Annotated in this window: 22 protein-coding genes; 17 read left to right on the forward strand and 5 right to left on the reverse strand. The window is 63.0% G+C overall.

Going from position 1 to position 26391, the window contains the following annotated elements:
- Nucleotides 1-67 precede the first annotated feature (67 nt).
- The 10 genes from ccmA to ASB58_RS03970 all read left to right on the forward strand — a co-directional run bounded on the left by ccmA (nt 68) and on the right by ASB58_RS03970 (nt 7503).
- Nucleotides 68-703: a cytochrome c biogenesis heme-transporting ATPase CcmA gene (gene ccmA, locus ASB58_RS03925; RefSeq protein ID WP_118129400.1), complete on the forward strand. Its 636-nt coding sequence runs from the start codon at nt 68-70 to the stop codon at nt 701-703.
- Nucleotides 703-1377 carry a heme exporter protein CcmB gene (gene ccmB / locus ASB58_RS03930; protein WP_096003665.1) on the forward strand — a complete coding sequence of 225 codons (675 nt, stop codon included), beginning with the start codon at nt 703-705 and terminating at the stop codon, nt 1375-1377. Before ccmA ends, ccmB begins: the two co-directional genes overlap by 1 nt.
- Nucleotides 1378-1411: 34 nt before the next feature.
- Complete coding sequence (locus ASB58_RS03935; RefSeq protein WP_118129401.1) at nt 1412-2155, forward strand: heme ABC transporter permease; 744 nt, start codon at nt 1412-1414, stop codon at nt 2153-2155.
- Nucleotides 2152-2319: a heme exporter protein CcmD gene (gene ccmD / locus ASB58_RS03940; RefSeq protein WP_118129402.1), complete on the forward strand. Its 168-nt coding sequence runs from the start codon at nt 2152-2154 to the stop codon at nt 2317-2319. The genes ASB58_RS03935 and ccmD overlap by 4 nt, the downstream gene beginning before the upstream one ends.
- The gene (ccmE, locus tag ASB58_RS03945; RefSeq protein ID WP_096003668.1) at nt 2319-2777 is read left to right on the forward strand and encodes a cytochrome c maturation protein CcmE; all 459 of its coding nucleotides are present in this window, start codon (nt 2319-2321) and stop codon (nt 2775-2777) included. The genes ccmD and ccmE overlap by 1 nt, the downstream gene beginning before the upstream one ends.
- 10 nt (nt 2778-2787) lie before the next feature.
- Nucleotides 2788-4761, forward strand: coding sequence for a heme lyase CcmF/NrfE family subunit (locus tag ASB58_RS03950; RefSeq protein WP_118129403.1), 1974 nt, complete (start codon nt 2788-2790; stop codon nt 4759-4761).
- Nucleotides 4761-5309 carry a DsbE family thiol:disulfide interchange protein gene (locus tag ASB58_RS03955; protein ID WP_118129404.1) on the forward strand — a complete coding sequence of 183 codons (549 nt, stop codon included), beginning with the start codon at nt 4761-4763 and terminating at the stop codon, nt 5307-5309. Before ASB58_RS03950 ends, ASB58_RS03955 begins: the two co-directional genes overlap by 1 nt.
- The gene (locus ASB58_RS03960) at nt 5306-5788 is read left to right on the forward strand and encodes a cytochrome c-type biogenesis protein (protein WP_118129405.1); all 483 of its coding nucleotides are present in this window, start codon (nt 5306-5308) and stop codon (nt 5786-5788) included. The genes ASB58_RS03955 and ASB58_RS03960 overlap by 4 nt, the downstream gene beginning before the upstream one ends.
- On the forward strand, nt 5781-6992 hold the full coding sequence (gene ccmI, locus ASB58_RS03965; protein ID WP_118129406.1) for a c-type cytochrome biogenesis protein CcmI: 1212 nt from the start codon (nt 5781-5783) through the stop codon (nt 6990-6992). Before ASB58_RS03960 ends, ccmI begins: the two co-directional genes overlap by 8 nt.
- A gap of 145 nt (nt 6993-7137) precedes the next feature.
- On the forward strand, nt 7138-7503 hold the full coding sequence (locus ASB58_RS03970) for a SpoIIAA family protein (RefSeq protein ID WP_118129407.1): 366 nt from the start codon (nt 7138-7140) through the stop codon (nt 7501-7503).
- A gap of 10 nt (nt 7504-7513) precedes the next feature.
- On the opposite strand, the gene ASB58_RS03975 is transcribed toward ASB58_RS03970, so the two are convergent.
- Nucleotides 7514-8830 (reverse strand): MFS transporter, encoded by a 1317-nt coding sequence (locus ASB58_RS03975; protein WP_118129408.1) that lies wholly within the window; start codon nt 8828-8830, stop codon nt 7514-7516.
- Nucleotides 8831-8992: 162 nt separating this feature from the next.
- On the opposite strand from ASB58_RS03975, the gene smc reads away from it, so the two are divergent.
- The 4 genes from smc to ASB58_RS03995 all read left to right on the forward strand — a co-directional run bounded on the left by smc (nt 8993) and on the right by ASB58_RS03995 (nt 16952).
- On the forward strand, nt 8993-12487 hold the full coding sequence (gene smc / locus ASB58_RS03980) for a chromosome segregation protein SMC (protein WP_118129409.1): 3495 nt from the start codon (nt 8993-8995) through the stop codon (nt 12485-12487).
- Nucleotides 12488-12576: 89 nt separating this feature from the next.
- Nucleotides 12577-13413 (forward strand): cell division protein ZipA, encoded by an 837-nt coding sequence (gene zipA / locus ASB58_RS03985; RefSeq protein ID WP_118129410.1) that lies wholly within the window; start codon nt 12577-12579, stop codon nt 13411-13413.
- Between the two features lie 174 nt (nt 13414-13587).
- Nucleotides 13588-15963: an NAD-dependent DNA ligase LigA gene (ligA, locus tag ASB58_RS03990; protein WP_118129411.1), complete on the forward strand. Its 2376-nt coding sequence runs from the start codon at nt 13588-13590 to the stop codon at nt 15961-15963.
- On the forward strand, nt 15960-16952 hold the full coding sequence (locus ASB58_RS03995) for a tRNA dihydrouridine synthase (RefSeq protein WP_118129412.1): 993 nt from the start codon (nt 15960-15962) through the stop codon (nt 16950-16952). Before ligA ends, ASB58_RS03995 begins: the two co-directional genes overlap by 4 nt.
- A 140-nt stretch (nt 16953-17092) precedes the next feature.
- On the opposite strand, the gene ASB58_RS04000 is transcribed toward ASB58_RS03995, so the two are convergent.
- Together ASB58_RS04000 and ASB58_RS04005 are read right to left on the reverse strand one after the other, a co-directional pair.
- Nucleotides 17093-18667, reverse strand: coding sequence for a methyl-accepting chemotaxis protein (locus tag ASB58_RS04000; RefSeq protein ID WP_118129413.1), 1575 nt, complete (start codon nt 18665-18667; stop codon nt 17093-17095).
- A 93-nt stretch (nt 18668-18760) separates the two neighbouring features.
- Nucleotides 18761-19852, reverse strand: a complete 1092-nt coding sequence (locus tag ASB58_RS04005) for an FAD-dependent oxidoreductase (RefSeq protein WP_118129414.1) — start codon at nt 19850-19852, stop codon at nt 18761-18763.
- Nucleotides 19853-20021: 169 nt separating this feature from the next.
- On the opposite strand from ASB58_RS04005, the gene ASB58_RS04010 reads away from it, so the two are divergent.
- From ASB58_RS04010 to ASB58_RS04020, 3 genes are all read left to right on the forward strand, one after another.
- On the forward strand, nt 20022-21356 hold the full coding sequence (locus ASB58_RS04010; protein ID WP_235827203.1) for a spinster family MFS transporter: 1335 nt from the start codon (nt 20022-20024) through the stop codon (nt 21354-21356).
- A 52-nt stretch (nt 21357-21408) separates the two neighbouring features.
- Nucleotides 21409-22593, forward strand: a complete 1185-nt coding sequence (locus tag ASB58_RS04015) for an acetyl-CoA C-acyltransferase (RefSeq protein WP_096003682.1) — start codon at nt 21409-21411, stop codon at nt 22591-22593.
- Nucleotides 22594-22719: 126 nt separating this feature from the next.
- On the forward strand, nt 22720-24519 hold the full coding sequence (locus tag ASB58_RS04020; RefSeq protein WP_118129415.1) for an acyl-CoA dehydrogenase: 1800 nt from the start codon (nt 22720-22722) through the stop codon (nt 24517-24519).
- 79 nt (nt 24520-24598) lie between these two features.
- Here ASB58_RS04020 and ASB58_RS04025 read toward each other — a convergent pair whose 3' ends face one another.
- Nucleotides 24599-25150 (reverse strand): cysteine hydrolase family protein, encoded by a 552-nt coding sequence (locus ASB58_RS04025; protein ID WP_118129416.1) that lies wholly within the window; start codon nt 25148-25150, stop codon nt 24599-24601.
- A gap of 124 nt (nt 25151-25274) precedes the next feature.
- A complete protein-coding gene (locus ASB58_RS04030; protein WP_118129417.1) occupies nt 25275-26273 on the reverse strand; it encodes a GlxA family transcriptional regulator in 999 nt (332 codons plus the stop codon).
- Nucleotides 26274-26391 lie beyond the last annotated feature (118 nt).

The raw sequence follows: 26391 nt of genomic DNA on the forward strand, positions 1-26391 counted from the left end.
TATAGCGGCAGCCAGCGCAAGAACATGAATAGGGTGGCGACTCGACAGGGTGGCCTACGGAGTACAGGTGGCGGCTGAGCAGATCGACATCATCGACCTGACTTGCGAGCGGGATGAGCGCGAGTTGTTTCGCGGGCTGAGTTGTCGCCTGCAGGCCGGTGAGGTGCTGCAGGTGGCCGGGCCGAATGGCGCCGGCAAGACCAGCTTGCTGCGTATTCTGGCCGGGCTGATGCCGGCGGCTGACGGTGATGTCCATTACGGCGGCCGGTCTGTGCTGGGTGGCTCGGGACGCGAGCACTGGCGCCGCAGCTTGCTGTTTCTGGGCCACGCGACTGCTGTCAAGGCGACCCTGACGGCCGAAGAAAACCTGGCCTGGTTGTGTGCGCTGGATCAGCCGGTGGCGCCTGAGGCGATCTGGGATGCCCTGGCAGCCGTTGGGCTGCGCGGCTACGAAGACGTGCCTTGCCGGCAGATGTCGGCAGGGCAGCAGCGCCGCGTTGCGCTGGCGCGGCTGCGTTTGCAGCACAAGCCGGTCTGGGTGCTGGACGAACCCTTCACGGCGCTGGATCAGGCCGCCGTACGCGCACTGGAACAACAGATTCTGGCCTTTGCCGATACCGGCGGCACCGTTGTGCTGACTACGCACCACAGCCTGGATCACCTGAGTCAGGTGCGTCAGCTGGATCTGGGGCGGGTGGCCTGATGCGCGCTGTGATCTGGCAATTGCTGCAGCGTGAATGGCAGCTCAGCTGGCGCCGGCCGGGTGATGTGCTCAACCCGCTGGTGTTCTTCGCCATGGTGATTACCCTGTTTCCGCTGGCGGTGGGCCCGGAGCCGCAGATGCTGCAACGCATGGCCTCAGGCGTCATCTGGGTGGCAGCATTGCTGGCGACGTTGCTGTCATTGGACGGCCTGTTTCGCAGCGATTTTGAGGACGGCTCGTTGGAGCAGTGGGTACTCTCGCCGCACCCGCTGACGCTGCTGGTGCTGGTCAAGGTGCTGCACCACTGGCTGATGTGCGGCGTGCTGCTGGTGCTCCTGACCCCCTTGCTGGGCATGATGCTGGCGCTGCCCTGGTCGGTGATTCCGGTGCTCTGTGTCACCCTGTTGCTGGGCACCGCGGTATTGAGTTTGCTGGGGGCGATTGGTGCGGCGCTGACGGTCGGCCTCAAGGGTGGCGGCAGCATGTTGCTGGCGCTGCTGATTCTGCCCCTGTATATCCCGGTGTTGATTCTCGGCACCGGCACCATGGATGCGGCGCTGCAGGGCTTGCCCGTGCAGGGCTACCTGCTCTGGATGAGCTGCCTGGCGGTGCTGGCGCTGAGCCTGTCACCTCTGGCCATTGCAGCGGGTCTGCGCATCGGGGTCAGCGAATGACGGTTAGCGAAGAACATGCGGAGTTGAACGGCCAATGAGCTGGACTTTTTTCCACAAGCTGGGTTCGCCCAAATGGTTTTACGAGATCAGCGGCAAACTGTTGCCGTGGGTTGCCGCCTTCAGTCTGCTGGCGCTGGTGATTGGTATCGTCTGGGGGCTGGTGTTTGCGCCCGAGGACTACCAGCAGGGCAACAGCTTTCGCATTATCTATATTCACGTGCCGGCGGCCATTCTGGCCCAGTCCTGCTACATGATGCTGGCGGTGGCGGGCGTGGTCGGGCTGGTCTGGCGCATGAAACTGGCGGATGTGGCGCTGCAGTGCGCGGCGCCAATTGGCGCCTGGATGACCCTGGTGGCGCTATTCACCGGCTCCATCTGGGGCAAACCGACCTGGGGTACCTACTGGGAGTGGGATGCCCGTCTGACGTCGATGCTGATCCTGCTGTTTCTGTACTTTGGCATCATTGCCCTGCGCATGGCGATCAGCAATCGTGATACCGCCGCCAAGGCCACTGCGGTGATGGCGATTGTCGGGGTGATCAACATCCCGATCATCAAGTACTCGGTGGACTGGTGGAATACCCTGCACCAGCCTGCCACCTTTACCATCACCGAGAAGCCGGCCATGCCGCCGGAGATGTGGCTGCCGCTGCTGGTGATGGTGCTGGCCTTCTATGGTCTGTTTACCCTGAATCTGTTGATGCGCATGCGTCTTGAAGTGCTGCGCCGCGAACACAAGACCCGCTGGGCGCGGGCCGCTCTGGAGAGCAATACATGAGCAACCTGGCCGAGTTTTTTGCCATGGGTGGCCATGGCCCCTATGTCTGGACCGCTTACGGATTGACGAGCGCGGTTCTGATTCTGTTGTTCCTCACCCCGATACTTGGACGTCGTCGGCTGGTGCAGGCTGAAGCACGCCGTCGTCGGCGAGAGGAAACCTGATGCATCCCGCACGAAAGAAGCGCCTGATCCTGATTCTCTTGGTGTTGCTGGGCGTCGGCGCTGCCGTGGCGCTGGCCCTGAGTGCGCTGCGCGAAAACATCAATCTGTTCTACACCCCCACCCAGATCGCCAATGGCGAGGTACCCGAAGGGGCGCGCATCCGTGCCGGCGGCATGGTGGTCGATGGCAGCGTCAAGCGCTCCAGCGATAGCCTGGATGTGCGCTTCGACGTCTCCGATGGCGCCAAGGCCGTAACCATCGCCTACAGCGGCATTCTGCCGGACCTGTTCCGTGAGGGGCAGGGCATTGTCGCCTTGGGCCGGGTGAATGCCGAGGGCGTGCTGGTAGCCGATGAAGTGCTGGCCAAGCACGATGAGGAATACATGCCGCCCGAAGTGGCCAAGGCCATGAGCGATGCCATGCAGAACAAGGCAGCGCAATCGGCAACAGCGGAATAAGGGGTAACTGATGATTCCCGAGCTTGGGCAAATTGCCCTGATCATTGCACTGTGCCTGGCGGTGCTGCAGGCCAGTGTGCCGCTGTACGGCGCCTGGCGTGGTGACGCGCTGGCGATGAACGTGGCGCAGCCGGCAGCCGCCGCGCAGTGCCTGTTTGTCGCCTTTGCCTTTGCCTGTCTGGTGCAGGCCTTTGTGGTCGATGACTTCAGCGTGACCTACGTCGCACTCAACTCCAATTCGGCCATGCCCTGGTATTACAAGGTCAGCGCGGTGTGGGGCGGTCACGAAGGGTCACTGCTGCTGTGGGCGCTGATCCTGGCCGGCTGGACCTTCGCGGTGGCGATCTTCTCGCGCGATCTGCCGGAGGAAATGCTGGCTCGCGTGCTGTCGGTGATGGGGATGATCAGTGTCGGCTTCTTGTGCTTCATGCTGATGACGTCCAACCCGTTCGACCGTCAACTGCCGTTCCACCCGGTGGATGGCAACGACCTGAACCCGCTGCTGCAGGACTTTGGCCTGATTGTTCACCCGCCGATGCTCTACATGGGCTATGTCGGCTTCTCCGTCGCGTTTGCCTTTGCCATTGCTGCGCTGCTGGGCGGGCGTCTGGATGCGGCCTGGGCGCGCTGGTCGCGACCCTGGACCATCGTCGCCTGGGCCTTCTTGACCATCGGTATCGTGCTCGGCTCCTGGTGGGCCTACTACGAGTTGGGCTGGGGCGGCTGGTGGTTCTGGGACCCGGTTGAGAATGCCTCCTTCATGCCCTGGCTGGTCGGCACTGCGCTGATTCATTCGCTGGCGGTGACCGAAAAGCGTGGCGTGTTCAAGAGCTGGACCGTACTGCTGGCCATCGCAGCCTTCTCGCTCAGCCTGCTGGGGACTTTCCTGGTGCGTTCTGGCGTGCTCACCTCGGTACACGCCTTTGCCAGCGACCCTGATCGCGGCGTGTTTATCCTCGGCTTCTTGCTGGTAGTGGTCGGCGGTTCGCTGCTGCTCTACGCCCTGCGTGCCCCGGTAGTGAAAAGCCAGATCGGCTTTGCCTGGAGCTCGCGTGAAGCGCTGCTGCTGGTCAACAACGTGGTACTCGTGGTGGCCGCGCTGATGGTGCTGCTGGGTACTCTGTATCCGTTGATCATGTCTGCCTTCGATACCCTGGTGTCGGTGGGGCCGCCGTACTTCAACGGCATGTTCCTGCCGTTGATGGCGATTCTGATGGCGGCGCTGGGGGTGGGTATTCTCAGCCGCTGGAAGCAAACGCCGGTCGACTGGCTGGTGGGCCAGCTGAAATGGGTGCTGCTGCTGTCGGCGATCGGCGCCGTGGCTATCGCGCTGTGGCTGGGCGCGCACCAGCTGGCCATCGGCAGTCTGCTGTTGCTGGTGTTCTGGGTTTGCGGCGCCTCGCTGCGCGACGTGCTGCACAAGACCCGCAACAAGGGCCTGGCGTCCGGTGTGCGTGCGCTGCCGCGCAGCTACTGGGGCATGACCTTGGCGCACATCGGCATTGCCGTCTGCGCTGTCGGTGTTGTCGGCGCCAGCCTGTTCGATAATCAGCGTGACCTGCGCATGGCGCCCGGTGATGCGCTGGAGCTGGGCGGCTACACCTTCATCTTTGATGGCGTACGCCACCGTGAAGGGCCTAACTGGATCTCCGATCAGGGTTCGGTCAGCGTCTACGCTGGCGACCGCCAGATCACCACGCTGCACCCCGAGAAGCGTCTGTATCGCGTCAAGAATCAGGTCATGACTGAGGCGGGCATTGATGCTGGCTTTACCCGTGACCTTTTTGTCGCCATGGGTGAGCCGCTGGAAGGAGATGCCTGGGCAATGCGGGTGCACATCAAGCCCTTCGTGCGCTGGATCTGGCTGGGCGGCCTGATGATGATGGCCGGCGGCCTGTTGGCGGCCAGCGACAAGCGTTATCGCTTGAAGGTACGCCAGCGTGCTGACAAGACAGCCCAGCCGCTGACCGGGGAGACTGCCTGATGCGCCGTGCACTGCTGATTCTGCCGCTGCTGATTTTTCTGGTGCTGGCCGGCTTTTTTCTCTCCAGCCTGATGAGCAAGGAGGCGGGGGTGACCGAGCTGGAGCTGCCGTCGCCGCTGCTGGACAAGCCTTTTCCGAGCTTTGATCTGCCGTCTGTGCTGGATGACCAGACGCGGATCACCCAGGCTGACCTCAAGGGGCCGGCGCTGGTCAACATTTGGGCAACATGGTGTGTGGCCTGCCGTGTCGAGCATCCGGTGCTCAACCGTCTGGCGGCTGAAGGCGTGGTGATCTACGGGGTCAACTACAAGGACAACAGCGCTGATGCGATCAAATGGCTCAAGGATTTTCACAATCCGTACCAGTTGAATATCAGCGATGCTGACGGCCGTCTGGGCCTGGATCTGGGCGTCTATGGCGCGCCGGAAACCTACCTGATCGATGCCCAGGGCAATATCCGCTACAAGTTTATCGGCGTAATCGATGACCGCGTCTGGGATACCAACCTGGCCGCGCGTCATCAGGCGCTGGTCGAGGAGGCCCAATGATCCTGCGACTGAGTTGGCTGGCCCTGGGCCTGCTGCTGATGGTGGGCAGCGTCAGCGCGGCGGTAGATACCTTCGAGTTCAGCTCCGAGCAGGAGCGTGACCGCTTCTACGCTATTGGCGCGGAGCTGCGTTGCCCCAAGTGCCAAAACCAGAACATCGCTGATTCTGACGCCCCTATCGCCTCTGACCTGCGCAAGGAGGTCTATCGACTGCTGGACGAAGGGCGGAGCGATGAGGAAATCGTGGATTACATGGTCGCTCGCTATGGCGAGTTTGTGCGTTACAAGCCGGCACTGAACCGCGAAACGCTGGTGCTCTGGTTTGGTCCGTTGTTTTTCCTGCTTGCCGGCGTGCTGGCCATTGTGCTGCTGGTGCGTCGCCGTCAGAAGGTCGCCGCCTCTGCGCCGGCTGCCGAGCTGTCACCGCAGGAGCAGCAGCGCCTGGACGACCTGTTGAACAAGAAGAGCCAAGATGACTGATTTGTGGTTTGCTGCCGCCGGCCTGGTGCTGGTGGCCATCGTGATGGTGCTGTGGCCCCTTTGGCGCCGTCGTCAAAGCGAGCGAGTCGATCGTACTGCGCTCAACGTGGCGCTGTATGAAGAACGGGTTGCTGAACTGGAAGCCCAGCAGCGTGCGGGTGATCTGAGCGAGGCCCAACTGGCCGCCGCCAAGGGCGAGGCCAGCCGACTGCTGCTCGAAGACACCGCCGCAGCTGACGCCCGTCAGGCGCCGCTGACCCGCCAACTGACCTGGGTGCTGATCATTGGCGCCGTTGCATTGCCATTGGCCGTGCTGGGGCTCTATCGCCAATGGGGCGCTGCCGACGGGCTGGCGCTGTATCGCGAGATGCAGGCGACACCGCAGGTGGAGACCCTGGAGGCGCTGATCGACCGGACCCAGCGCGTGGTCGAGGTGCAGCCGGAAAACGGTGAAGCCTGGTACATGCTGGGCCGGGCCTACATGAGCGCGCAAAATCCGGAGAAGGCGGCAGACGCCTTCGGCAATGCGCTGGTGCGTCTTGGCGAGCAGCCTGAGGTACTGGCACAGCTGGCCCAGGCGCGTTACTTCGCCAACGGTAACCAGCTGGATGCCGAAACGGCCCGCGCATTGGATAAAGCCATCGAGCTGGACCCGCAACAGCCCACCGCTCTGGGCCTGCTGGGGATTGCCGCCTTTGAGGCCGGTGACTTTGCCGGCTCCATCCGCTACTGGCAGACGTTGATGCAGGGCATGGACCCGGAAAGCCCCGGCGCCCAGGCCATTCAAAGCGGTATCGAGCGCGCGCGTCAGCGTATGGTCGATGCGGGTCAGACGCCGCCGCCGGCAGCCGAACCCGCCGCTGGCCCGACGATTAGCCTGCGCGTCAGCGTAGCGCCTGAGTTGCTGGCCGAGTTGCCGGCCGATGCCAGTGTGTTTGTCTTTGCCCGCGACCCCAACGGCCCGCCGATGCCGTTGATCGCCAAGCGCCTGAGCCTCTCGCAGCTGCCGCTGGAGATTACCCTCAGCGCTGATGACGCAATGTTGCCGGGTGTCACCCTGGATTCCGCGACCGCGCTGCAACTGGTCGCCCGCGTATCGCCCACGGGCGATGCACGTGAAGGGACGCATCTGGGACAGCTGGATGAGGTGCATGCTGGGCAGGATGGGACGCTGGAGCTGGTGATCGATCGCGCGATTAACTGATCTGTCAGGCCGCTGTTCTCAATCGCCCCGTGTGCTTCGGCCCGCGGGGCGATTTCGTTTTGGGCTGAACCAGAAGCACGGCTGTAGAGTCCATGCTGTAACAGGACCTTTACAGCGCCTGCAGGGCAGGCGGGAGGCGTGCGCTATGTTGACCCATATTCCCTTTGCCAACAGCAAGGTGCTGGGCTTTCGCGTTGAGGGCAAGATCAGCGCCGAGATGCTCGACGAGATGCTGGGGTTGATCGAGGCCAAGCTGCGCGAGCACGCCAAGGTGCGGCTGTACGTCGAGATGCCGGCCTTTGGGGGCATGGCTGTCGAGGCGCTGTACAAGGACCTGAAGTACGGCATCAGCCACTGGAACCGCTTTGAACGTGAGGCGGTTGTAACCGATCAGGGCTGGTTGGAGAAGCTGGTCGGGCTGGCCGATCGCCTGGTGCCGGGTCTCGACGCGCGGGTCTTTCCGGTCGCCGAGAAAGACGCTGCGCGGGACTGGATTCAGGCGTTGGAGTGAGGCGGGCAGGTCAGTCCTGCTGCACCTCGGGCAGGCTGACCGCCAGCAGTGCGCCGGCCAGCCCCACGCCGGACAGCAACAGCAGCATGCCGGCGGCGCCAATCAGCGAGCTGAGCAGGCCGAACAGGCCGGTCGCCAGCAGAATCAGGCCGATAGCGCTGTTGCTGACAGCAACATAGTCAGTGCGCTTGTTGCCGCCGGCCATGTCCAGTACGTAAGTCTTGCGGCCCACACGCACGCCAGCGTGGGCAATTCCCAGTACAAAGAAGGCTACCGGGAACAGCCATGCATGCAGGTTGTCCGGTAGTGGCGCCCAGCGATCAACGGCAATCACTACCGGGCCCAGCAGGCTGGCCAGCAGCGCGGCGCGGATCAGCACCTGACGGCTCGATGCATCCGACATGCGGCCCCAAACGCCCGCACTCAGGCTGCTGGCCAACCCGTTGGCGACCAGAAAGGCGCCGAGCATGCCGAAGCTGGTTTCCACTTCTTGGGCCATGACCACGTAGTAGGGCGCCGACAGGGCTGAGCACAGCAGCAGTGCGCGGGTCACCACAAAACGGCGAAACGGCGCGTCGTCGCGCAGCAGGCTGATGCGGCCAAGGGCGTGGGTCAAAGCGTTGCCGCCGCCCTCGGTGGCGCCGGGCGCCTCGTCGATGCCGCGATACACCAGTGCTGCCGCCACCCAGAGCATCGCTGCGCCGATCAGCAGGGCAGCGTAGAACAGCATGTCGTCATCGCTGGGCGGGTAGATCAGGCAATACACCCCGAAGGCCAGTGCCAGCCAGCCCGAGAGGCTGGTCGCGACCCCGTTCAGCCGCCCGCGCCGGGTCTTGGGCACGGTCTTGCCGATCACATCCTTGCTGGCCACCGAGCACAGGCCGCGCGCCAGACTGAAGACAATCAAACAGGCAATGATCAACGCGCCGGCCAGCGTGCCCTCGAAGCACCAGGCCACCGCACCCATGGCCAGCAGCGCGGCGGCCTGCAACAGGCTGCCGACAATCCACACGCCGCGCCGGTAGGGCATGCGACGAATCCAGGCGGCGATCAGCAGCTGCGGGAGCATGGAGCCGGATTCGCGAATCGGCACCAGCCAGGCAATCAGCGCCACCGGCGCACCGACCACGCCCATCAGCCAGGCCAGGGTGGTTTTCGGGTTGGTCAGGGTATCGCCGAGGCTGGTCAGCGTATTGGCCAGCACCTGACGGAAGAAGTTCTGCGGCACATCTGAGCAGGCGGCGTCGGGAATGTCTTTGCAGACGCGCGCGTCCTCTTCGTTCATCAGCTTGCTGTAAAGGTCGTCTAGGCGTGGTGTCTGGGGCATGGTCGGTTTCCTGCTGAACCTGTGCTGCGGCGCTGGCAAGTGTGCCGCAAGCCAGGGTTTCAGACCAGTCTCACAGGTATTTGCCGGCAACCCTTCTCATACAGGCACCGTCCGGGTAACAATGCGGGTTTGGCCTCAGGCAGCAAGGACAACGCCCCTTTCATGCGACTCAAATGCATCAAGCTGGCCGGCTTCAAATCCTTTGTGGACCCGACTACCGTCTATTTCCCGACCAACATGGGAGCGGTGGTGGGGCCGAACGGCTGTGGCAAGTCCAATATCATCGATGCGGTGCGCTGGGTCATGGGCGAAAGTTCGGCCAAGAACCTGCGCGGCGAGTCGATGACCGATGTCATTTTCAACGGCTCCAACTCGCGCAAGCCCGTGGGCCAGGCGTCCATCGAGCTGGTATTCGACAACAGCGATGGCACCCTGCAGGGCGAATACGCCGGCTACAACGAGATTTCCATTCGCCGCAAGGTGACCCGCGAAGCGCAGAACCAGTACTTCCTTAACGGCACCAAGTGCCGTCGTCGTGACATTACCGACATTTTCATGGGCACGGGTCTTGGGCCGCGCAGCTATTCCATCATCGAGCAGGGCATGATTTCGCGCCTGATCGAAGCCAAGCCCGAAGAACTGCGCCTGTTCATTGAAGAAGCCGCCGGTATTTCCCGTTACAAGGACCGCCGCCGCGAAACCGAAAACCGTATTCGTCGCACCCAGGAAAACCTCTCTCGCCTGACCGATCTGCGCGAGGAACTGGAGCGTCAGCTGGCGCACCTGCATCGCCAGGCCCAGGCGGCGGAGAAGTATAAGGAGTTCAAGGCTGAGGAACGTCAGCTCAGGGCTCAGTTGCAGGCGCTGCGCTGGCAGACCCTGAATGAGCAGGCCGGCCAGCGTGAACACCGCGTGCGCGACCTTGAGGTCGCGCTGGAGGCCTTGATTGCCGAGCAGCGCAACGCCGACAGCGAGATTGAAAAGCAGCGCGACCAGCACAGCGACCTTACCGAGTCCTTTAACCGGGTGCAGGCGCAGTACTACAGTCTGGGCGCAGATATCAGCCGCATCGAGCAGATTCTGCAGTTCAACCGTGACCGCCAGCGGCAGCTGCACAGCGACATTGAAGAGACCGAGCTGGCCTGGCAGGAGGCGCAGAGCCATCTGACCCAGGACGAGGCGCTGCTGGCCGATTTGCAGACCGAGCTGGACGGTATCGAGCCCGAACTGGAGATGGCCGGCGCCGCCGAGGAAGACACTGCCATGGCGCTGCAGAGCGCTGAAGACGCCATGCAGACCTGGCAGGGCGCCTGGGACCAGTTCAACCAGCGCGCCGCCGAGCCACGCCAGCAGGCCGAGGTAGAGCAGTCGCGTATCCGCCATATGGAGCAATCGGTCGAGCGTCTGGGCGAGCGTATTCAGCGCTTGGAAGACGAGCGCGCCGGGCTCAGCGCCGGCAGCCTGGACGAGGAACTGGCGGAGCTGTCCGAACAACTGGCCGAGCTTGAACTGCGCAGCGAGAGCGAGCAGCTGCAGCTGGCCGAGGTGGGAGAGCGTCTGCAGCAAGATCGTGACACGCTGTCTGCGCTACAGCAGGAACAGGACATTCTTCGCGGCGAGTTGCAACGCGGTAACGGCCGACTGGCGTCGCTGGAGGCGCTGCAACAGGCGGCTCTGGCGCAAGGCAGCGATGTCGGCGACTGGCTCAGTGGCCAGGGCTTGCAAGGCCGTGGCCTGCTGGCCGAGCAACTGCAGGTCGAAGCCGGCTGGGAAGCGGCTGTTGAGGCGGTGTTGGCTGATGACCTGCAGGCCATTGCGCTGGATGACCTTGGCGCGCTGGAGGCCACCCTGGCCCAGTTCGAGCAGGGCAGTCTGCGATTGCTGCAGCGCGGCGCGCCCGGGCAGGGCAGTCCCGGCAGCTTGCTGGATAAAGTCGATAGCCCGCTCGACCTGCGCCCCTGGCTGGCGGCTATTCGCCCGGTCGACTCGGTTGCCGAGGCGCTGGCGTCGCGCGGCAGCCTGGCCCCCCACGAATCGCTGATCACCCGCGAAGGCCATTGGGTTGGCCCCAACTGGCTGCGCTTTCGCCGTGGCGAGGCGAGTGAAGGCGGGGTGCTCGCCAGACAGCAGGAGATGGAGCAACTGCAGGCCAGCCTGGACGAGCAGCAGTCCGCGCTGGACCGTGGCCAGGAACGTATTGATCAACTGCGTGAAGGTATCCGTGCGCTGGAGCTGCAGCGCGATGGCCTGCAGCAGACGCTGGCTGCCAGCGGCCGTCAGCAGGGCGAAATCAAGGCCCAGTGGTCCGCGCGGCAGGTACGGCTTGAGCAAGTTAACGCGCGCCGCCAGCGCATTGGCGAAGATCTGGAAGAACTCAAGCGTCAGCGCGGTGAAGAGCTGGAGCAGATTGGCGAGGCACGTCTGACCCTGCAGGACGCATTGGACAGCATGGCGGCCGACACCGGCCAGCGCGAAGAGCTGCTGCGCCAGCGCGATCTGGCGCGCGAAACCCTGGACCTGGCCCGCCAGCAGGCGCGCCAGCATAAGGATCGCGCCCACCAGCTGGCATTGCGCGCCCAGTCGCTGAATGCACAGCTGAAAAGCACGCGCCAGGGACTGGAACGTCAGCAGAGCCAGGCCGAGCGGCTGTCCGAGCGTCGCGAGCAGCTACGCATGACCCTGGAAGAAAGCCAGGCGCCGGAAGACGACCAACGTATCGAGTTGGAAAGCCTGCTCGAACAGCGGGTTGAGGTGGAGCAGTCGCTCAGTGCCGCCCGCCAGGCACTCGAAGGCGTCGACCAGCAAATGCGTGCGCAGGAGACCCGTCGGGTGCAGGCCGAGCAGCAGGCTCAGGTACTGCGCACCCAGCTCGACGAGCAGCGGCTTGACGCCCGCGACCTGCAGACCCGCCGTCAGGGCTTGCAGGAACAACTGACCGAGGCCGGTTACGATCTGCATGGTGTGCTGGCCACCTTGCCGCAGGACGCCAACGAGAGCGATTGGGAGCAGCAGCTGGCGCAGCTGGATGCGCGGATTCAGCGCCTGGGCGCGATTAACCTCGCGGCGATTGAAGAATACGAGCAGCAGTCGGAGCGCAAGCGCTATCTGGATGCGCAGAACAGTGATCTGGAAGAGGCCCTGAGCACCCTGGAACAGGTGATTCGCAAGATCGACCGGGAAACACGTGCGCGCTTCAAGGAAACCTTCGACAAGGTCAACCACGGCCTGCAGTCGTTGTTCCCCAAGGTCTTTGGTGGCGGTCACGCCTACCTGGAGCTGACCGGCGATGACCTGCTGGATACAGGCGTGGCCATCATGGCGCGTCCGCCGGGCAAGAAGAACAGCACCATTCACCTGCTCTCCGGGGGTGAAAAGGCGCTGACGGCGATTGCGCTGGTGTTCTCGATCTTCCAGCTCAACCCCGCGCCGTTCTGCATGCTGGATGAGGTGGATGCGCCGCTGGATGACGCCAACGTGGGCCGTTATGCCCGTATGGTGAAAGAGATGTCGGCGCGGGTGCAGTTCATTTATATCACCCACAACAAGATCGCCATGGAAATGGCCGATCAGTTGCTGGGTGTGACCATGCATGAACCTGGCTGTTCGAGGCTGGTCACAGTAGACGTAGAAGAGGCGGCTGCGTTGGCGGCAGTGTAGTTTTGATGGCGGGCATGCTAGCATCCGGCCAGACGAGAGGCGGGTTGCCAGCCGCCCGAATAGCATAGTGAAAACAGGAACGGGTATTCATGGATTTCGGTTTGCGTGAGTGGCTTTTCATCTTCGGCCTGCTGGTCATCGCAGGCATCTTGTTTGATGGCTGGCGGCGCATGGGCGGGCGGTCAAAAATCCGCTTCAAACTCGAACGCAATCTCTCCGATCTGCCCGAGGAGGGCGGTAGCGACGAACTGCTTGGCCCGCCGCGTGTCGTCAACCGCAACGAGCGTGCCGAGCCGTCCTTTGGTGGCGACGCGGCAGACACTCTGGCGGGTGACGATCAGTGGCATGAGCCGGAGCAGGTCGGTCTGGATCTGGACGAGCCGCCAGTGCTGGTAGACCCTGTCGCCGCCGAGCCGCGCAGCAAAAAGTCCGCTGCCGACAAGCCCGCGCGCAAAGCCGACGCCGAGCCCAAGCCCGAACAGCAGTCGCTGCCAGTGGAGCTGGTGCTGGTAATCAACGTGGTTTCGCGTGACGAGCAGGGTTTCTCCGGCTCGGCCCTGCACCAAAGTATTCTGGAAAGCGGCCTGCGCTTTGGCGACATGAATATCTTCCACCGCCATGAGAGCATGAGTGGCAACGGTGACGTGCTGTTCTCCATGGCCAACGCCCTCAAGCCGGGTGTCTTTGACCTGGACGAGCTGGATCAAAGCCACGTGCGTGCCGTCAGTTTCTTCATGGGCCTGCCTGGCCCGCGTCACCCCAAGCAGGCGCTGGACCTGATGATTGCCGCCGCCCGCAAACTCTCCCACGAGTTGGGTGGTGACCTGAAAGACGAACAACGCAGCGTCCTCACCGCCCAGACCATCGAGCACTACCGTCAGCGTATTGCCGAGTACGAGCGGCTGAATTACAGCCAGCGGCGTTAAGCGCAGCGCCCGTAGGGCGCTTCGCTAGCTGCACGCTACAAGCCTCAAGCTGCAAGATAAGACCAAAAGCGGCCCGTGCCTGAGTTTGCTTGCCGCTTGAGGCTTGCAGCTTGAAGCTTCCGCGGGCGCATCGGTTAGAATAGCCCTCTGACTTCCCTGACCCCGCGGTTCCCCATGCCCCAGCACGTCACCCCTGCCGAGCGCGCCCTTGCCCTGCGTGAAGAAATTGCGCAGCACAATTACCGTTATTACGTGCTCGATGAGCCGGCGGTGCCGGATGCCGAGTACGATCGGCTGTTCAATGAACTCAAGGCCATTGAGGCGGAGCACCCTGACCTGATTACCCCGGATTCACCGACCCAGCGTGTGGGCGGCGCGCCGGCGTCCGGGTTTGGCGAGGTAAAGCACGAAGTGCCGATGCTGAGTCTCGGCAATGCCTTCGCTGAGCAGGACATGCTCGACTTTGATCGGCGTGTGCGCGAGGGATTGGACCTGCCAGTTGGCGACCTGTTTGGCGGCGGCGCTGAGGTGGAATATTGCTGTGAGCCCAAGCTGGATGGCTTGGCGGTCAGTCTGCTGTACGAAAATGGCGTGCTGGTGCGCGGTGCCACCCGGGGGGACGGCGCCACCGGTGAAGATATCTCCACCAATGTACGCACCATTCGCAATATTCCGCTGAAGCTTCGTGGTGAAGGCTGGCCGGCAGTGCTGGAAGTGCGTGGTGAAGTGTTCATGAGTAAGGCCGGCTTTGAGGCGCTGAACGAACGCGCACGTGAAGCCGGTAGCAAGACCTTCGCCAATCCCCGCAACGCCGCCGCCGGTAGCCTGCGCCAGCTTGATCCGACCATTACTGCCAGCCGTCCGCTGGAATTCTGCTGCTATGGCTTCGGCCGTGTCGACGGCGAGCTGCCTGATAATCAGTACGCCATTCTGCAGGCATTCAAGGGCTGGGGTATGCCGATCAGCCGTGAATTGAAACTGATGAAAGGCGTCGACGGCACGCTGGCCTACTACCGCGATATCGGCGAGCGCCGCGCCGCGCTGGAATACGAGATCGACGGCGTAGTGTTCAAGGTCAACCAGCTGAGCTACCAGCGTGAGCTGGGTTTCCGTGCTCGCGAGCCGCGCTGGGCGATTGCCCACAAGTTTCCGGCCATGGAGGAGCTGACCGAGCTGCTGGACGTCGAGTTTCAGGTGGGTCGCACCGGTGCGGTGACGCCAGTGGCACGGCTCAAGCCGGTCCAGGTCGCAGGCGTGACGGTATCCAATGCCACCTTGCACAACATGGACGAAGTCGCCCGGCTGGGCGTGATGATCGGCGATACCGTGATTATCCGCCGCGCCGGGGATGTGATCCCGCAGGTGATGCAGGTGGTTACCGAGCGCCGCCCGGCGGATGCGCGGCCGGTGGAGGTGCCGAGCAATTGCCCGGTCTGCGGCTCGGCGGTGGAGCGCACGCAACTGGTCAAGCGCGGCAAGTCGGGCTCGACCACCAGCGAAGGCTCGGTCTACCGCTGTGTCGGCCGTCTGACCTGTCAGGCGCAGCTTAAACAGTCGATCATTCACTTCGTCTCCCGCCGCGCCATGGATATTGATGGCCTGGGCGAGAAGAGTGTCGAGCAACTGGTTGATACCGGCCTGGTGGCCTCCCCGGCGGACCTGTATCGCCTGACCTATGAGCAGGTGCTGGCGCTGGACGGCTTTGCCGAGCTGTCGACCAAGAATCTGCTGACGGCCATTCAGGCCAGTAAGTCGCCGACCTTGGCGCGTTTCATCTACGCCTTGGGCATTCCCGATGTGGGAGAGGAAACCGCCAAGCTGCTGGCGCGCGCGCTGGGCACGCTGGAGCGCATCGAGCGTGCCTTGCCCGAGGTGCTGGTGTATCTGCCGGATGTGGGGCTGGAAGTCGCCCACGAGATTCATTCCTTCTTCGCCGATGCGCACAACCGACAGGTCATCGACCAGTTGCTGGAGCGCGGTGTCACCCCCGAGGAGCCGGGCGAGCTGGCGGCTGAATTTGCCGCCTGTGTCTCGCTGGCCGATTTTCTGGCGCGCTTGAATATTAGCGGCATTGCCAGCACCGGCGCCGAGCGCCTGGCCAGCACGTTTGGCAGTCTGGATAAAATCCTCAGCGCCGACTGGCTGGACCTGAAGCAGGTTGAGCGTCTGAATGACAAGGCGATCAAGGCGCTGCGCGAGTTCGCGGAGAATCCAGAGCAGCGCGCCCACGCCGAGGCGGTTGAGCAGCAGTTGCGGGATTTCGGCATGCACTGGGACAGCCCCCGTGCAGAAGCCGCTGGTGGCCTGTCACTGGCCGGGCAAACCTGGGTACTGACCGGCACCCTGGAAGCCATGTCCCGCGATGTTGCAAAAGCGCATCTGGAAAGCCTGGGTGCCAAGGTGGCAGGTAGTGTGTCGGCCAAAACTCACTGCGTGGTGGCAGGCCCGGGTGCCGGCAGCAAGCTGGCCAAGGCCGAGCAACTGGGCGTAACCGTCTGGACCGAGCAGCAGCTGCTCGACATGCTGGCGGAGCAGGGCATCAGTGCATGAGCAGCCTTGAGCGTGTGAGCAGCCCTGAGCGCATCAGCGGCCCGGTCGTGCTGGCCCCCATGGAGGGGCTGGCCGACGCACCCATGCGCGACGTGCTGACCCGCATCGGCGGTATCGACTGGTGTGTCAGCGAGTTTATCCGCGTGACCGAGGGCCTGCTCAACGTCGCCACCATTCGCCGCAGCGTGCCGGAAAGTGAACATAGCTGGCGGACCCGCGCAGGTGTGCCGGTGCGCCCGCAGCTGCTCGGCTCCGACGTGCGCTGGATGGGCGAGAACGCGGCGCTGCTGGCGTCGATGGATGCGCCGGCAATTGATATCAACTTCGGCTGCCCGGCCAAGACGGTCAACCGTCATCGCGGCGGCGCGGCGCTGCTGACCGAACCGGAGCTGTTGCGCGAGATTGTCGCCAGCGTCCGTGCGGCGACGCCTTTACAGATTCCGGTGACCGCCAAGATGCGCTTGGGGCTGACCGATACCAGCCAGACGCTGGAATGCGCGCAGGCGCTGGCCGACGGCGGCGCCTGCGAGATTACCGTGCATGCCCGCACCAAGGTCGAAGGCTACAAGCCGCCGGCCCATTGGGAGTGGCTGGCGCGCATTCGCGAAGCGGTAGCGGTGCCGGTGATCGCCAACGGCGAGGTGTGGACCACCGAGGATTATCGTCGTATTCGTGAGGTCAGTGGCTGTGATGCGGTGATGATCGGTCGCGGCCTGGTGCGCTGCCCGGATCTGGGGCTGCGCATTCTGCAGGATAGCGATGAGGCCGTGCTTGGCTGGGATGAGCTGTGGCCCTGGCTCGGTGACTTCTTCCGTCAGACCCGGTTGCGGGTGGTAGATCGTCACTCGCCGGGGCGGCTAAAGCAGTGGTTGGCCATGCTCGGTCAGCATTACCCGCAGGCGCGGGAGCTGTTTGACAACCTGCGCCGGGAAACCAGTGCGGACGCTGTGACCCGTCGGTTGGAAGGGCCGTTTGAGTCGGCTGCCTGATCTTGGTGTTTCGGTGTTCTGGCTTAACGCTGGCTCGTGCGCGGCGCGGGTTATGGTGGATACGCTGCGCTTAATCCACCCTGCGGTCGGGCATGAACTTCCGTAGGGTGGTGAATGCCGCAGGCCTCACCACCACCGGCCTATTGCTCCGGCTTATACCCCAACCGTAGTCCGCCCCAGTGATCGCCGTTTACCATGATCGGCACCGACAAATCATGCATCACTTCACCGGTATCGCGTTTGTAGGTTTGCAGCAGCAGGGTTTGTTCGTGGCTGCCGCAGCGCCGTCCGGTGGGGTCGTCGAACAAGCGCTTGCTGCGGCAATGCAGGGTGTCGTGCTGCACATCGCCGGTGGGCTGCTTGCTGAACCGCTGGTTGTGGGTCGGCACATAGCCTGAGGGAATGGCGGCAATCGCGTACACCAGCTCGGCGTGCTGCTGCAGCAGGGGCTCCTGCAGGGCCGGCAGCACCTGATCGGTATAGCTGTCAAAGGCGCTGTGATAGCGCGCCGGGTTGCTGCCGGCGATCGGCGTAAGGTTGCGGTCGAACAGTGCCGAGCGCTGAATCTTGCCGCTGGCCAAGTCTGCCTCGAAGCGCGCTGCGATGGCGGCGGCGGTTTGCTGGGCGGCGTCGAAGAAGCGCTGGTGATATTCATCCAGCGCTACGTCGGCCAGCATTTCGCTGACCTGTTCGGCCAGTGACACCAGATTGACGGCTTCGCCGCCCAAGCGCTGGGTCTGATCGTCACTCTGTTCAATATCGCTGCGTACCTGCTCCAGAGCGGTACTCAGGCTGGACAGTTGATCGCGGTTGGTCAGGCTGCTGTCGGCAATCTGTTCGGTGACGGTTTTTACTTCGCTGCCCTGGGCGCTGATCTCTTCCAGCTGGCCGGCGGCATCCTCAATCAGACAGACACCGCCGCGCACCTGTTCTACCAGTGTTGCGAAATCGGCGTTCACCCGCTGGCTTTGCTGATGCATGCGCTCGATGATCTCGCCCACCTCGGAGGTCGAGGTCGCCGTACGACCGGCCAGGGCACGCACCTCGTCAGCCACCACGGCAAAGCCTCGTCCCATCTCGCCGGCACGGGCCGCTTCGATGGCCGCATTGAGGGCCAGCAGGTTGGTCTGACTGGCGATGGCTTCGATTACCCCCGTGACCTGCACGATCTTTTCAGTCTGCGCGTTCAGCTCGGCCAATACCGCATTGGACTCATCCGCCTGAGCGGCTAGCCGATGCATGACCCGCGTGGCTTCTTCCAGCGCTTGCCGCCCTTCCTGACTACGACTGCGTGCCTGCTCAGCGGCGTTGTCTGCGCGCTCGGCGTAGCGGGTGGTGGCGTCCACTTCGAGCGCAATCTGTTGCGCGCTGTCGGTTACCTGACGAATGGCCTGCAACTGCGATTGCTGGCGCTGGCGCAGTTGGTCTACCGAATGGGCCACTTCGGCCGCTGCAATGGCATTCTGGCTGGTGGCGCGTGACAGACGGGCACTGAGGTCGGCGTTGTCGGTCGTGCTGGCGGTTTCTTGCGCCGGGCGAGGGTGGTCGGCAGGAGGGTAGAACCAGGGTAGTCCGAGCCAGGGTAACAGGCAGAGAATGAGCGCAGGGCCGAGTGCCTCGACGCCCGCGGCGTGGTAAAGCCAGCCGAGAGTCGCCAACTGCAGCAGGAGCAGAATTGTCTTGCCGAGAAATCCGGTGCGCATACGGGTGTCCATTCCGGGCTCGCAGGCCTCTTTGTTTTAATTTGCCTACTATTTAGCCACCTGTATCAACGCTAGACAATCGATCTTTGGTCGGGGGTCGAAAGGCTAGCTCACCTGCAGGCTGCGCATGAAGCCGGAGTCGAGATGGTCCTTGAGTCGTCGTGCTGCTCGACTGCGCAGCGCGAGGGGGCCGTAGCAGGCCAGCGCCTGGGCATCGGCGGTGGCCAGCAGAGCGAGCGCCCGGGGCTGTGGCTGGAAGTGATGGAGCGCCGGGCTGCCGGTCAACAGGGCGCGCAGGTTATGCCCCAGTACTGCGCCCTGGCGTACGGCGTAGACACCTGAGTGTGGACAGCCGGCGAGTGTCGCGCAGTCGCCGCTGGCCAGGATGTGCGGATGAGACTGGCTTTGCAGGGTGTCCGTGATACGGATAAAACCGGCCCCATCGGTTGCCAGGGCGCTGGCCTCTTGCCAAGGTGCCGCCGCCGTGCCGGTCGCCAGAACCACTGCGTCGGTGCGCACCGCGCGACCGTCGCCGGTAAGCAGGGAGCCGTCTTGGATCCGATTGATCTCATGCTGCTCATACAAGGGGATGCCCCGTTTGGTCAGCAGGGTTCTGGTGATGCGTGCTGCGCGGTGCGGCTGGGCGCCGAGTAACGGTCCTGCGCAGATCAGCGTGAGCTGGCAGCTGGGCAGGGCTCGCTGCAACGCCAGCACCAGCTCCACGGCAGCCGGGCCGCCGCCCAGCACGGCGATGCGTGCCGGCGTGGCGGCGTCACGCCATTGCCGCCAGCGGCGGTATAGCGTCCCGAAAGGCTTTGCGCCGATCAGCTCTACGCTGCCGTCGCTGTTTGCAGGGGCTGGAGTGCCGGCGCCGCAATCCAAGGAAATCACCTGACCCGTGAGCAGCGCTCCGCTGGCCAGTTGCAGCGTGCCGCGCTCGGCATCCAGTGTGCTCAGACGATCAAGCTGCAACGAGATACCGGCGGCCCGGCACAGCGGTGCCAGCGCGGCGCGGCATTGCTCGGCCTGCCAGCGGCCGGCCAGCAGCCCGGGCATCATGCCTGAGTACCAGGCGTCAGACTCCGGCGTGACCAGCAGGCTGCCGGCGGGCGCGCGGTAGCCCTGCTTTATCCAGTCGCGCAAGGTGACCAGATGCGCATGGCCGGCACCGACCATAATCAGTGGCGCGGCCATCATTCAGGCCTTCTGGCTGGCGGGTTGTGGAAAGAGGTTGAGCGGTTCATAGCCCTCGGTGATAGGTACGCATTGAAGTGGTTGATCAGTTTATTTCGAAATCGACTTTCGCTGTGCGAACCTGATAGTCTCAAACAGCTGATAATTTTAACTACAAAAAATGGAGCATAGCGTGGACGAGAATAATAGCTATCCGTCGCCCAAGCGGGCTTGGCTGACTGTCGGTATTCTGCTGATTGCCTATGTTCTGTCTTTTGTCGACAGACAGATTCTGAACCTGCTGGTGGAGCCGATTCGCCGCGACCTGCAGATCAGTGACACCGAGATGAGCCTGTTGATGGGGTTGTCTTTCGCGATTTTTTACACCGTCGCCGGGATTCCGCTGGGCCGGATCGCCGACTCCAAGAGCCGTCGCGGCCTGATTGCCGGGGGCGTTGCGGTATGGAGTCTGATGACCGCTTTTTGCGGCCTGGCGCAGCAGTACTGGCATTTTATTATCGGCCGTATCGGCGTGGGTGCCGGTGAGGCGGCGTTGTCGCCGGCGGCCTATTCATTGATCGCAGACAGCTTTGCACCCAACCGTCGGGCCACCGCGATCAGCGTGTACGCGATGGGCATTTATCTGGGGGCCGGTGCCGCGTTTCTGCTGGGCGGTATCGTTGTTACCTGGGCAAATGCGCGTGGTGCCATGGTGTTGCCGGTCTTTGGTGAGGTGCGCCCCTGGCAGTTGATCTTCCTGGTGCTGGGCGCGGCTGGCCTGATGTTCTGCCTGGTGCTGCTGGCGATCAAGGAGCCGACGCGCAAAGGTATTGGTGCAGGTGTTGCCGTGCCGCTCAAAGATGTCGCGAAATACCTGGTGGGCATCCGCAAGGCGGTGCTGTGTCACAACTTCGGCTTTGCCTGCCTGTCGTTTGCGTCTTATGGGGCGTCGGCGTGGATTCCGACCTTCTTCATCCGCAACCACGGGCTGACAGCGGGTGAGGTGGGCATTTATTACGGCTCGCTGGTGATGGTGGCCGGCTCGCTGGGGATCGTATTTGGCGGGCGCCTGGCGGATTATCTGGCGCATCGTGGCTGTCTGGATGCCAACATGCGGGTCGGCCTGCTGTCGGCTATCCTGACCCTGCTGTGCAACGTGGTGTACCTGGTCGACAACATGCCGCTGCTGTGGACCATCATGTTCTTTAACGTCTTTACCGTGGCGATGCCCTTTGGCGTTGCTCCGGCGGCCATTCAGGAGATCATGCCCAACGCCATGCGCGGACAGGCATCGGCGATCTACCTGTTCACCATCACCCTGATTGGCCTGGGTATCGGCCCGACCGCCGTTGCCCTGTTTACCGACTATGTGTTCCAGGACGACATGGCGGTGCGGTATTCCATATTCATCGTTGCCAGCGTGATAACCGTGGGCTCTATCATCCTTCTCGCCATGGGCCTCAAACCCTACCGAGAGGCACGGGACACGCTGACACGCTGGGGTGAACAGCAGGGCCAGCCGGGCTGAGGACAACCTTGGCTGCAGGCTGATGACTTGAATTACAACAGGAGCAAAACACATGACAGACGCAGTTATCGTATCTACGGCCCGTACCGGCCTGGGCAAATCCTATCGCGGCGCACTGAACAACACCCATAGTGTTGACATGGCCGGCTTCGTCATCGAAGAAGCGGTCAAGCGCGCAGGTATCGACCCGGCGCTGGTTGAAGACGTGATCCTCGGCGCAACCTTCCACGAAGGTGCCCAGGGCAAGAACATGGCGCGTCTGGCTGCTATCCGTGGCGGTCTGCCGGTTACCACCGCGGGCATGTCGCTGAACCGTTTCTGCAGCTCCGGCCTGCAGTCCATCGCCATCGCTGCCCAGCGCGTTGTCAGCGAAAAGATTCCGGCTATCGTTGCCGGTGGCGTTGAGTCCATCAGCCTGTGCCAGAACGACAAGATCAACATGTTCCACGGCACCAACGAGTGGATCATGAAGAACAAGCCGGAGCTGTACCTGTCCATGATCGAAACCGCCGACATCGTAGCCCAGCGCTACAACGTCAGCCGCGAAGCGCAGGACGAGTACTCCCTGCTGAGCCAGCAGCGCGTTGCTGCCGGTCAGCAGAGCGGCAAGTTCGCCGACGAAATCGTTCCGTTCAAGACCATCATGAAGGTCCAGAACAAGGAAACCGGCGAAGTCTCCGATCAGGAAGTGGTACTGGATCGCGACGAGTGCAACCGTCCGAGCACCACTCTGGAAGCACTGTCCGCTCTGCAGGCGGTTCGTGGCCCAGGCAACTTCGTCACCGCCGGTAACGCCAGTCAGCTGTCTGACGGTGCCTCTGTCTGTACCGTGATGAACAGCAAGGTGGCCGAGCAACTGAACGTTGAGCCGATGGGTATCTTCCGTGGCTTTGCCGTTGCCGGTTGCGAGCCTGACGAAATGGGCATCGGCCCGGTCTTCGCCATTCCGCGTCTGCTGGAGCGTAACGGCCTGAAAATGGACGACATCGGCCTGTGGGAACTGAACGAAGCCTTTGCTTCTCAGGTTGTCTACTGCCGCGACAAACTGGGCATCCCGGCTGAAAACCTGAACGTCAACGGCGGCTCCATCGCTATCGGTCACCCCTACGGTGTAACCGGTTCCCGTCTGACTGGTCACGCGCTGATCGAAGGCAAGCGCCGCGGCGTCAAGTACGTGGTTGTCACCATGTGCATCGGCGGTGGCCAGGGCGCAGCCGGTCTGTTCGAGATCGTCTGATCCCTGCCGCAAGCTGCAAGCCGTAAGCTGCAAGCAAACCCGGGCCATGCTCGGGTTTCGCTTTTCGGGCTTGGCTTGTTGCTTGAGGCTTGGCGCTTGTAGCTAAAAATTCCAGAGGAATTTTCCGTGTCCCAAAAAATCATCAATACCGACGATCTCGCGTTTCTGCTCTATGAGATGCTGGATATCGAGCGTTTTACCCAATTTCCGCGTTACGAAGACCACAGCCGCGATACCTTTGACGCTGCCATCGAGCTGGCGCTGAAGGTCGCGAGCGAAACCTTCGCACCGCACAACCGCCTGTGCGATGAAGACGAGCCGCGTTTCGAGAACGGCAAAGTCGTGATTCGCCCGGAAGTCTCCGAGGCGCTGGCCGTGCTGCGTGACACCGGCCTGATGGCGGCCTCGCAGGATTACGAGCGCGGCGGTATGCAGCTGCCGGCGGCCGTTGCCCAGACCTGTATCGGCCTGATCAAGGGCGCCAACGTCAGCACCCAGGCCTACGCCGGTCTGACCATCGCCGCCTGCAACCTGATCATGGCCCACGGCACCGACGAGCAGAAGCAGCGTTACGCCGAGCCGATGATGGCCGGCCGCTTCTTCGGCACCATGTGCCTGACCGAGCCGCACGCCGGCTCCTCGCTGGGCGACATCAAGTCCCGCGCGATTCCGCAGGACGACGGCACCTACCGCATCAGCGGCAACAAGATCTTTATCTCTGCCGGTGACCACGAGCTGAGCGAGAACATCGTGCACCTGGTGCTGGCCAAGCTGCCCGACGCACCGCCGGGTGCCAAGGGCATCTCGCTGTTTATCGTGCCCAAGTTCCTGGTCAACGACGACGGCAGCCTCGGCGAGCGCAACGACGTTCAGCTGGCGGGTCTGATTCACAAGATGGGTTACCGCGGCACTACCTCCACCATGCTCAACTTCGGTGAGAAGGGCGGGGCGGTCGGCTATCTGGTCGGCGAGCCGCACAACGGTCTGGCCGGCATGTTCCACATGATGAACGAGGCGCGCATCGGCGTGGGTCTGGGTTCGGTCATGCTGGGCTACACCGGTTACCTGCACGCGCTGGAGTACGCTCGTGAGCGTACCCAGGGCCGTGGTCTGGCCGAGCGTGATCCGGCAACCCCGATGATCCCGCTGGTGCAGCACGCCGACATTCGTCGTCTGCTGCTGGCGCAGAAAGCCTTCGTTGAGGGTGGTCTGTCGCTGTGCCTGTTCTCCTCGACCCTGGTCGACGAGAAGAAGCACGCACCGGATGCCGCGGCGCGCGAAGAAGCTGCTGGTTTGCTAGACCTGCTCACACCGATCGTCAAATCCTGGCCGTCGCAGTTCTGCCTGGAAGCCAACAGCCTGGCGATTCAGGTGCACGGTGGCTACGGCTACACCCGCGAATACCCGGTCGAGCAGTTCTACCGCGACAATCGCCTGAACCCGATCCACGAAGGTACCCACGGTATTCAGGGGCAGGATCTGCTGGGCCGCAAGGTGAGCATGGCCGGTGGCCGTTTCTACCAGAGCCTGCTGACCCGCATCCGCGCCACCCTAAGCGAGTGCGCCAACGTCGCCGAGCTGAAGGCCAATGCCGAGCTGCTGAGCACCGCGCTGAGCACCGTCGAAGGCATCACCGATGCGCTGCAGGCGATGAAGAAGAGCGACCCGGATCGCGCCCTGGCCAACGCCTACCTGTACATGGAGTGCTTCGGCCATCTGGTTGTCGGCTGGCTCTGGCTGCGTCAGGCGCAAGCAGCTTTGCGCGGTCTGCAGAACGGCGGCGAGCGCCCGGCGAGCTTCTACCAGGGCAAGCTCAACGCCTGCGACTACTTCCTGCGCTACGAACTGCCCAAGCCGCTGGCGCTGGCAGAGGTGCTGCGCAGCGCCGATCGCACCACGCTGGACATGCCGCTGGATTGTTTCTGATCTGGTTGGTGAAAAAAAACCGGGCCCTTGTGCCCGGTTTTTTGTGCGTCCTAAACAATAGCCTGCCAACTAATGCCGACTACGAGGCTGCCAAATACGCCTGTGTCGACGTCACGGCGCAATAGCCGAACTCGAAGGCCGCCATCATGGCGGCGTGTACCTGCGCCGCTGGCGTTGTTACCCCGTTGAACTCAAGGTCCAGTGTGGCGCAGGCGTCGTGTACCACAGTGGCGGGGTAACCCATGTCTACCGCGGCCCGCACACAAGCGTCGACGCACATGTGGCTCATCGCGCCGATCACCACAACCTCTTCAATGCCGTGCTGGTCCAATTGGTGCTTGAGGTCGGTTTCCCGGAAGGCGTTAATATGCCGTTTGATGATTACCGGCTCATCGCCTGCGGGTGCCACGCATGTTTGGATTTGTGCGCCTGGCGAGCCAGCTGCGAACAGCGGAGCATCGGCATCGACCGATTCATGGCGTACGTGAAACACCGGGATACTCCTGGCTCGGGCATCGGCGATGATGCTGGCGGCGTTGCTGGCGGCAGCCTCGATGCCGGTTAGCGGCAGCTTGCCGTCAGGTAAATAGTCGTTTTGCAGATCGATGACAATCAAGCCGGTGTGTTTCATGACGTACTACCTCTGGTGTTGGGGAGCTGCCATGTTCGGCGTTTGACGACGGGCTGATAAGTGGCGCTAAAGACATTAAGCGTGTTGATAACGACACAAGCTGTGCCGCAGCGCGCGGCAGCTGTTATGAAACACCCGCTCGCGGACTGCTGCTGAAGCGGCGGCGATAGTCGCTGGGTGACAGGCCGACAATCCGGGTGAACACCTTACGAAACGCACCCGTGTCGCTGTAGCCAACGTCCCAGGCCACGCGCTCCACCGACGCGGTGTCAAACTGCAGCAGTTCTTGTGCCCGTCCCACGCGCAAGCGCTGGCAGTACTCGGTAGTGGTCATGCCGGTGGCTTTCTGAAAGCGGCGCAGCAGCGTGCGTTCTTGCAGTCCGGCCTGCGCCGCCAGGATTGGTAACGCCATCTCTTTGGCCTGAGTGGCTTGCAGCCAGTGCTGCAGTTTTAGTACCGCCGCGTCTGCGTGGGTCAGGCGCGGTGAAAACAGGCTGTAATAACGCTGCTCGCGGCCGGGTGGATCGACCAGCAGTGTGCGTGCTGTCTCGATCATAACGGTCGGTCCCAGCAGCCGATCAACCAGCCTTAGCCCCAGATCAGTCCAGGCCATCAGGCCGCCGGCGGTGATAATGTCGCCATCGTCGATGATGAGTTGATCGATATCGACGATGACGTCCGGATGGCGCTCTTGCAGCAACGTCGCGTAGGCCCAGTGGGTGGTCATCTTGCGGCCCGCCAGCAGTCCGGTGGCGGCGAGCGGAAAAGCACCCGCGCAAACCGACGTCAGGGTTACGCCTTCGGTGTGCCGTGCACGCAGCCAAGCGCTGAGTGTCCCCGTTTTTGCCACGCCAACGGGGTCATCTAACGTGGGCGGTAGTATCAGCGCTGACAATATCGCCGGGGCTGTGGAGTCTGGAGCACTATCAAAGACGCGCCTGGGCAGGGTGTCAGGGCTGCTCTGCTGCCAGTGGGTTACGCGCAGCGGAGGCTCGGCGTGCGGCAGGTGCGATAGTGCCTCACGGTTGGCTACGGCAAACAGGTCGGTCAGGCCGAGCACAGCCGCCTGCTGTGCGCCGGGATACAGTACCAACCCGATCTCAACGGCCTGTGTTGTTTGCATATAGCCCCGGTTTGAGGTTGTTCATCTAGGCGCTCCTGCTTGCAACCGTTGGCTTCTCGGCTGCTTGGTCAGATGCGGCCAATATTAGAGGGTCGAATAGAGCCGGGATACCGGTTGT

Source organism: Pseudomonas abyssi, assembly GCF_003444685.1.
Taxonomy (GTDB): domain Bacteria; phylum Pseudomonadota; class Gammaproteobacteria; order Pseudomonadales; family Pseudomonadaceae; genus Halopseudomonas; species Halopseudomonas abyssi.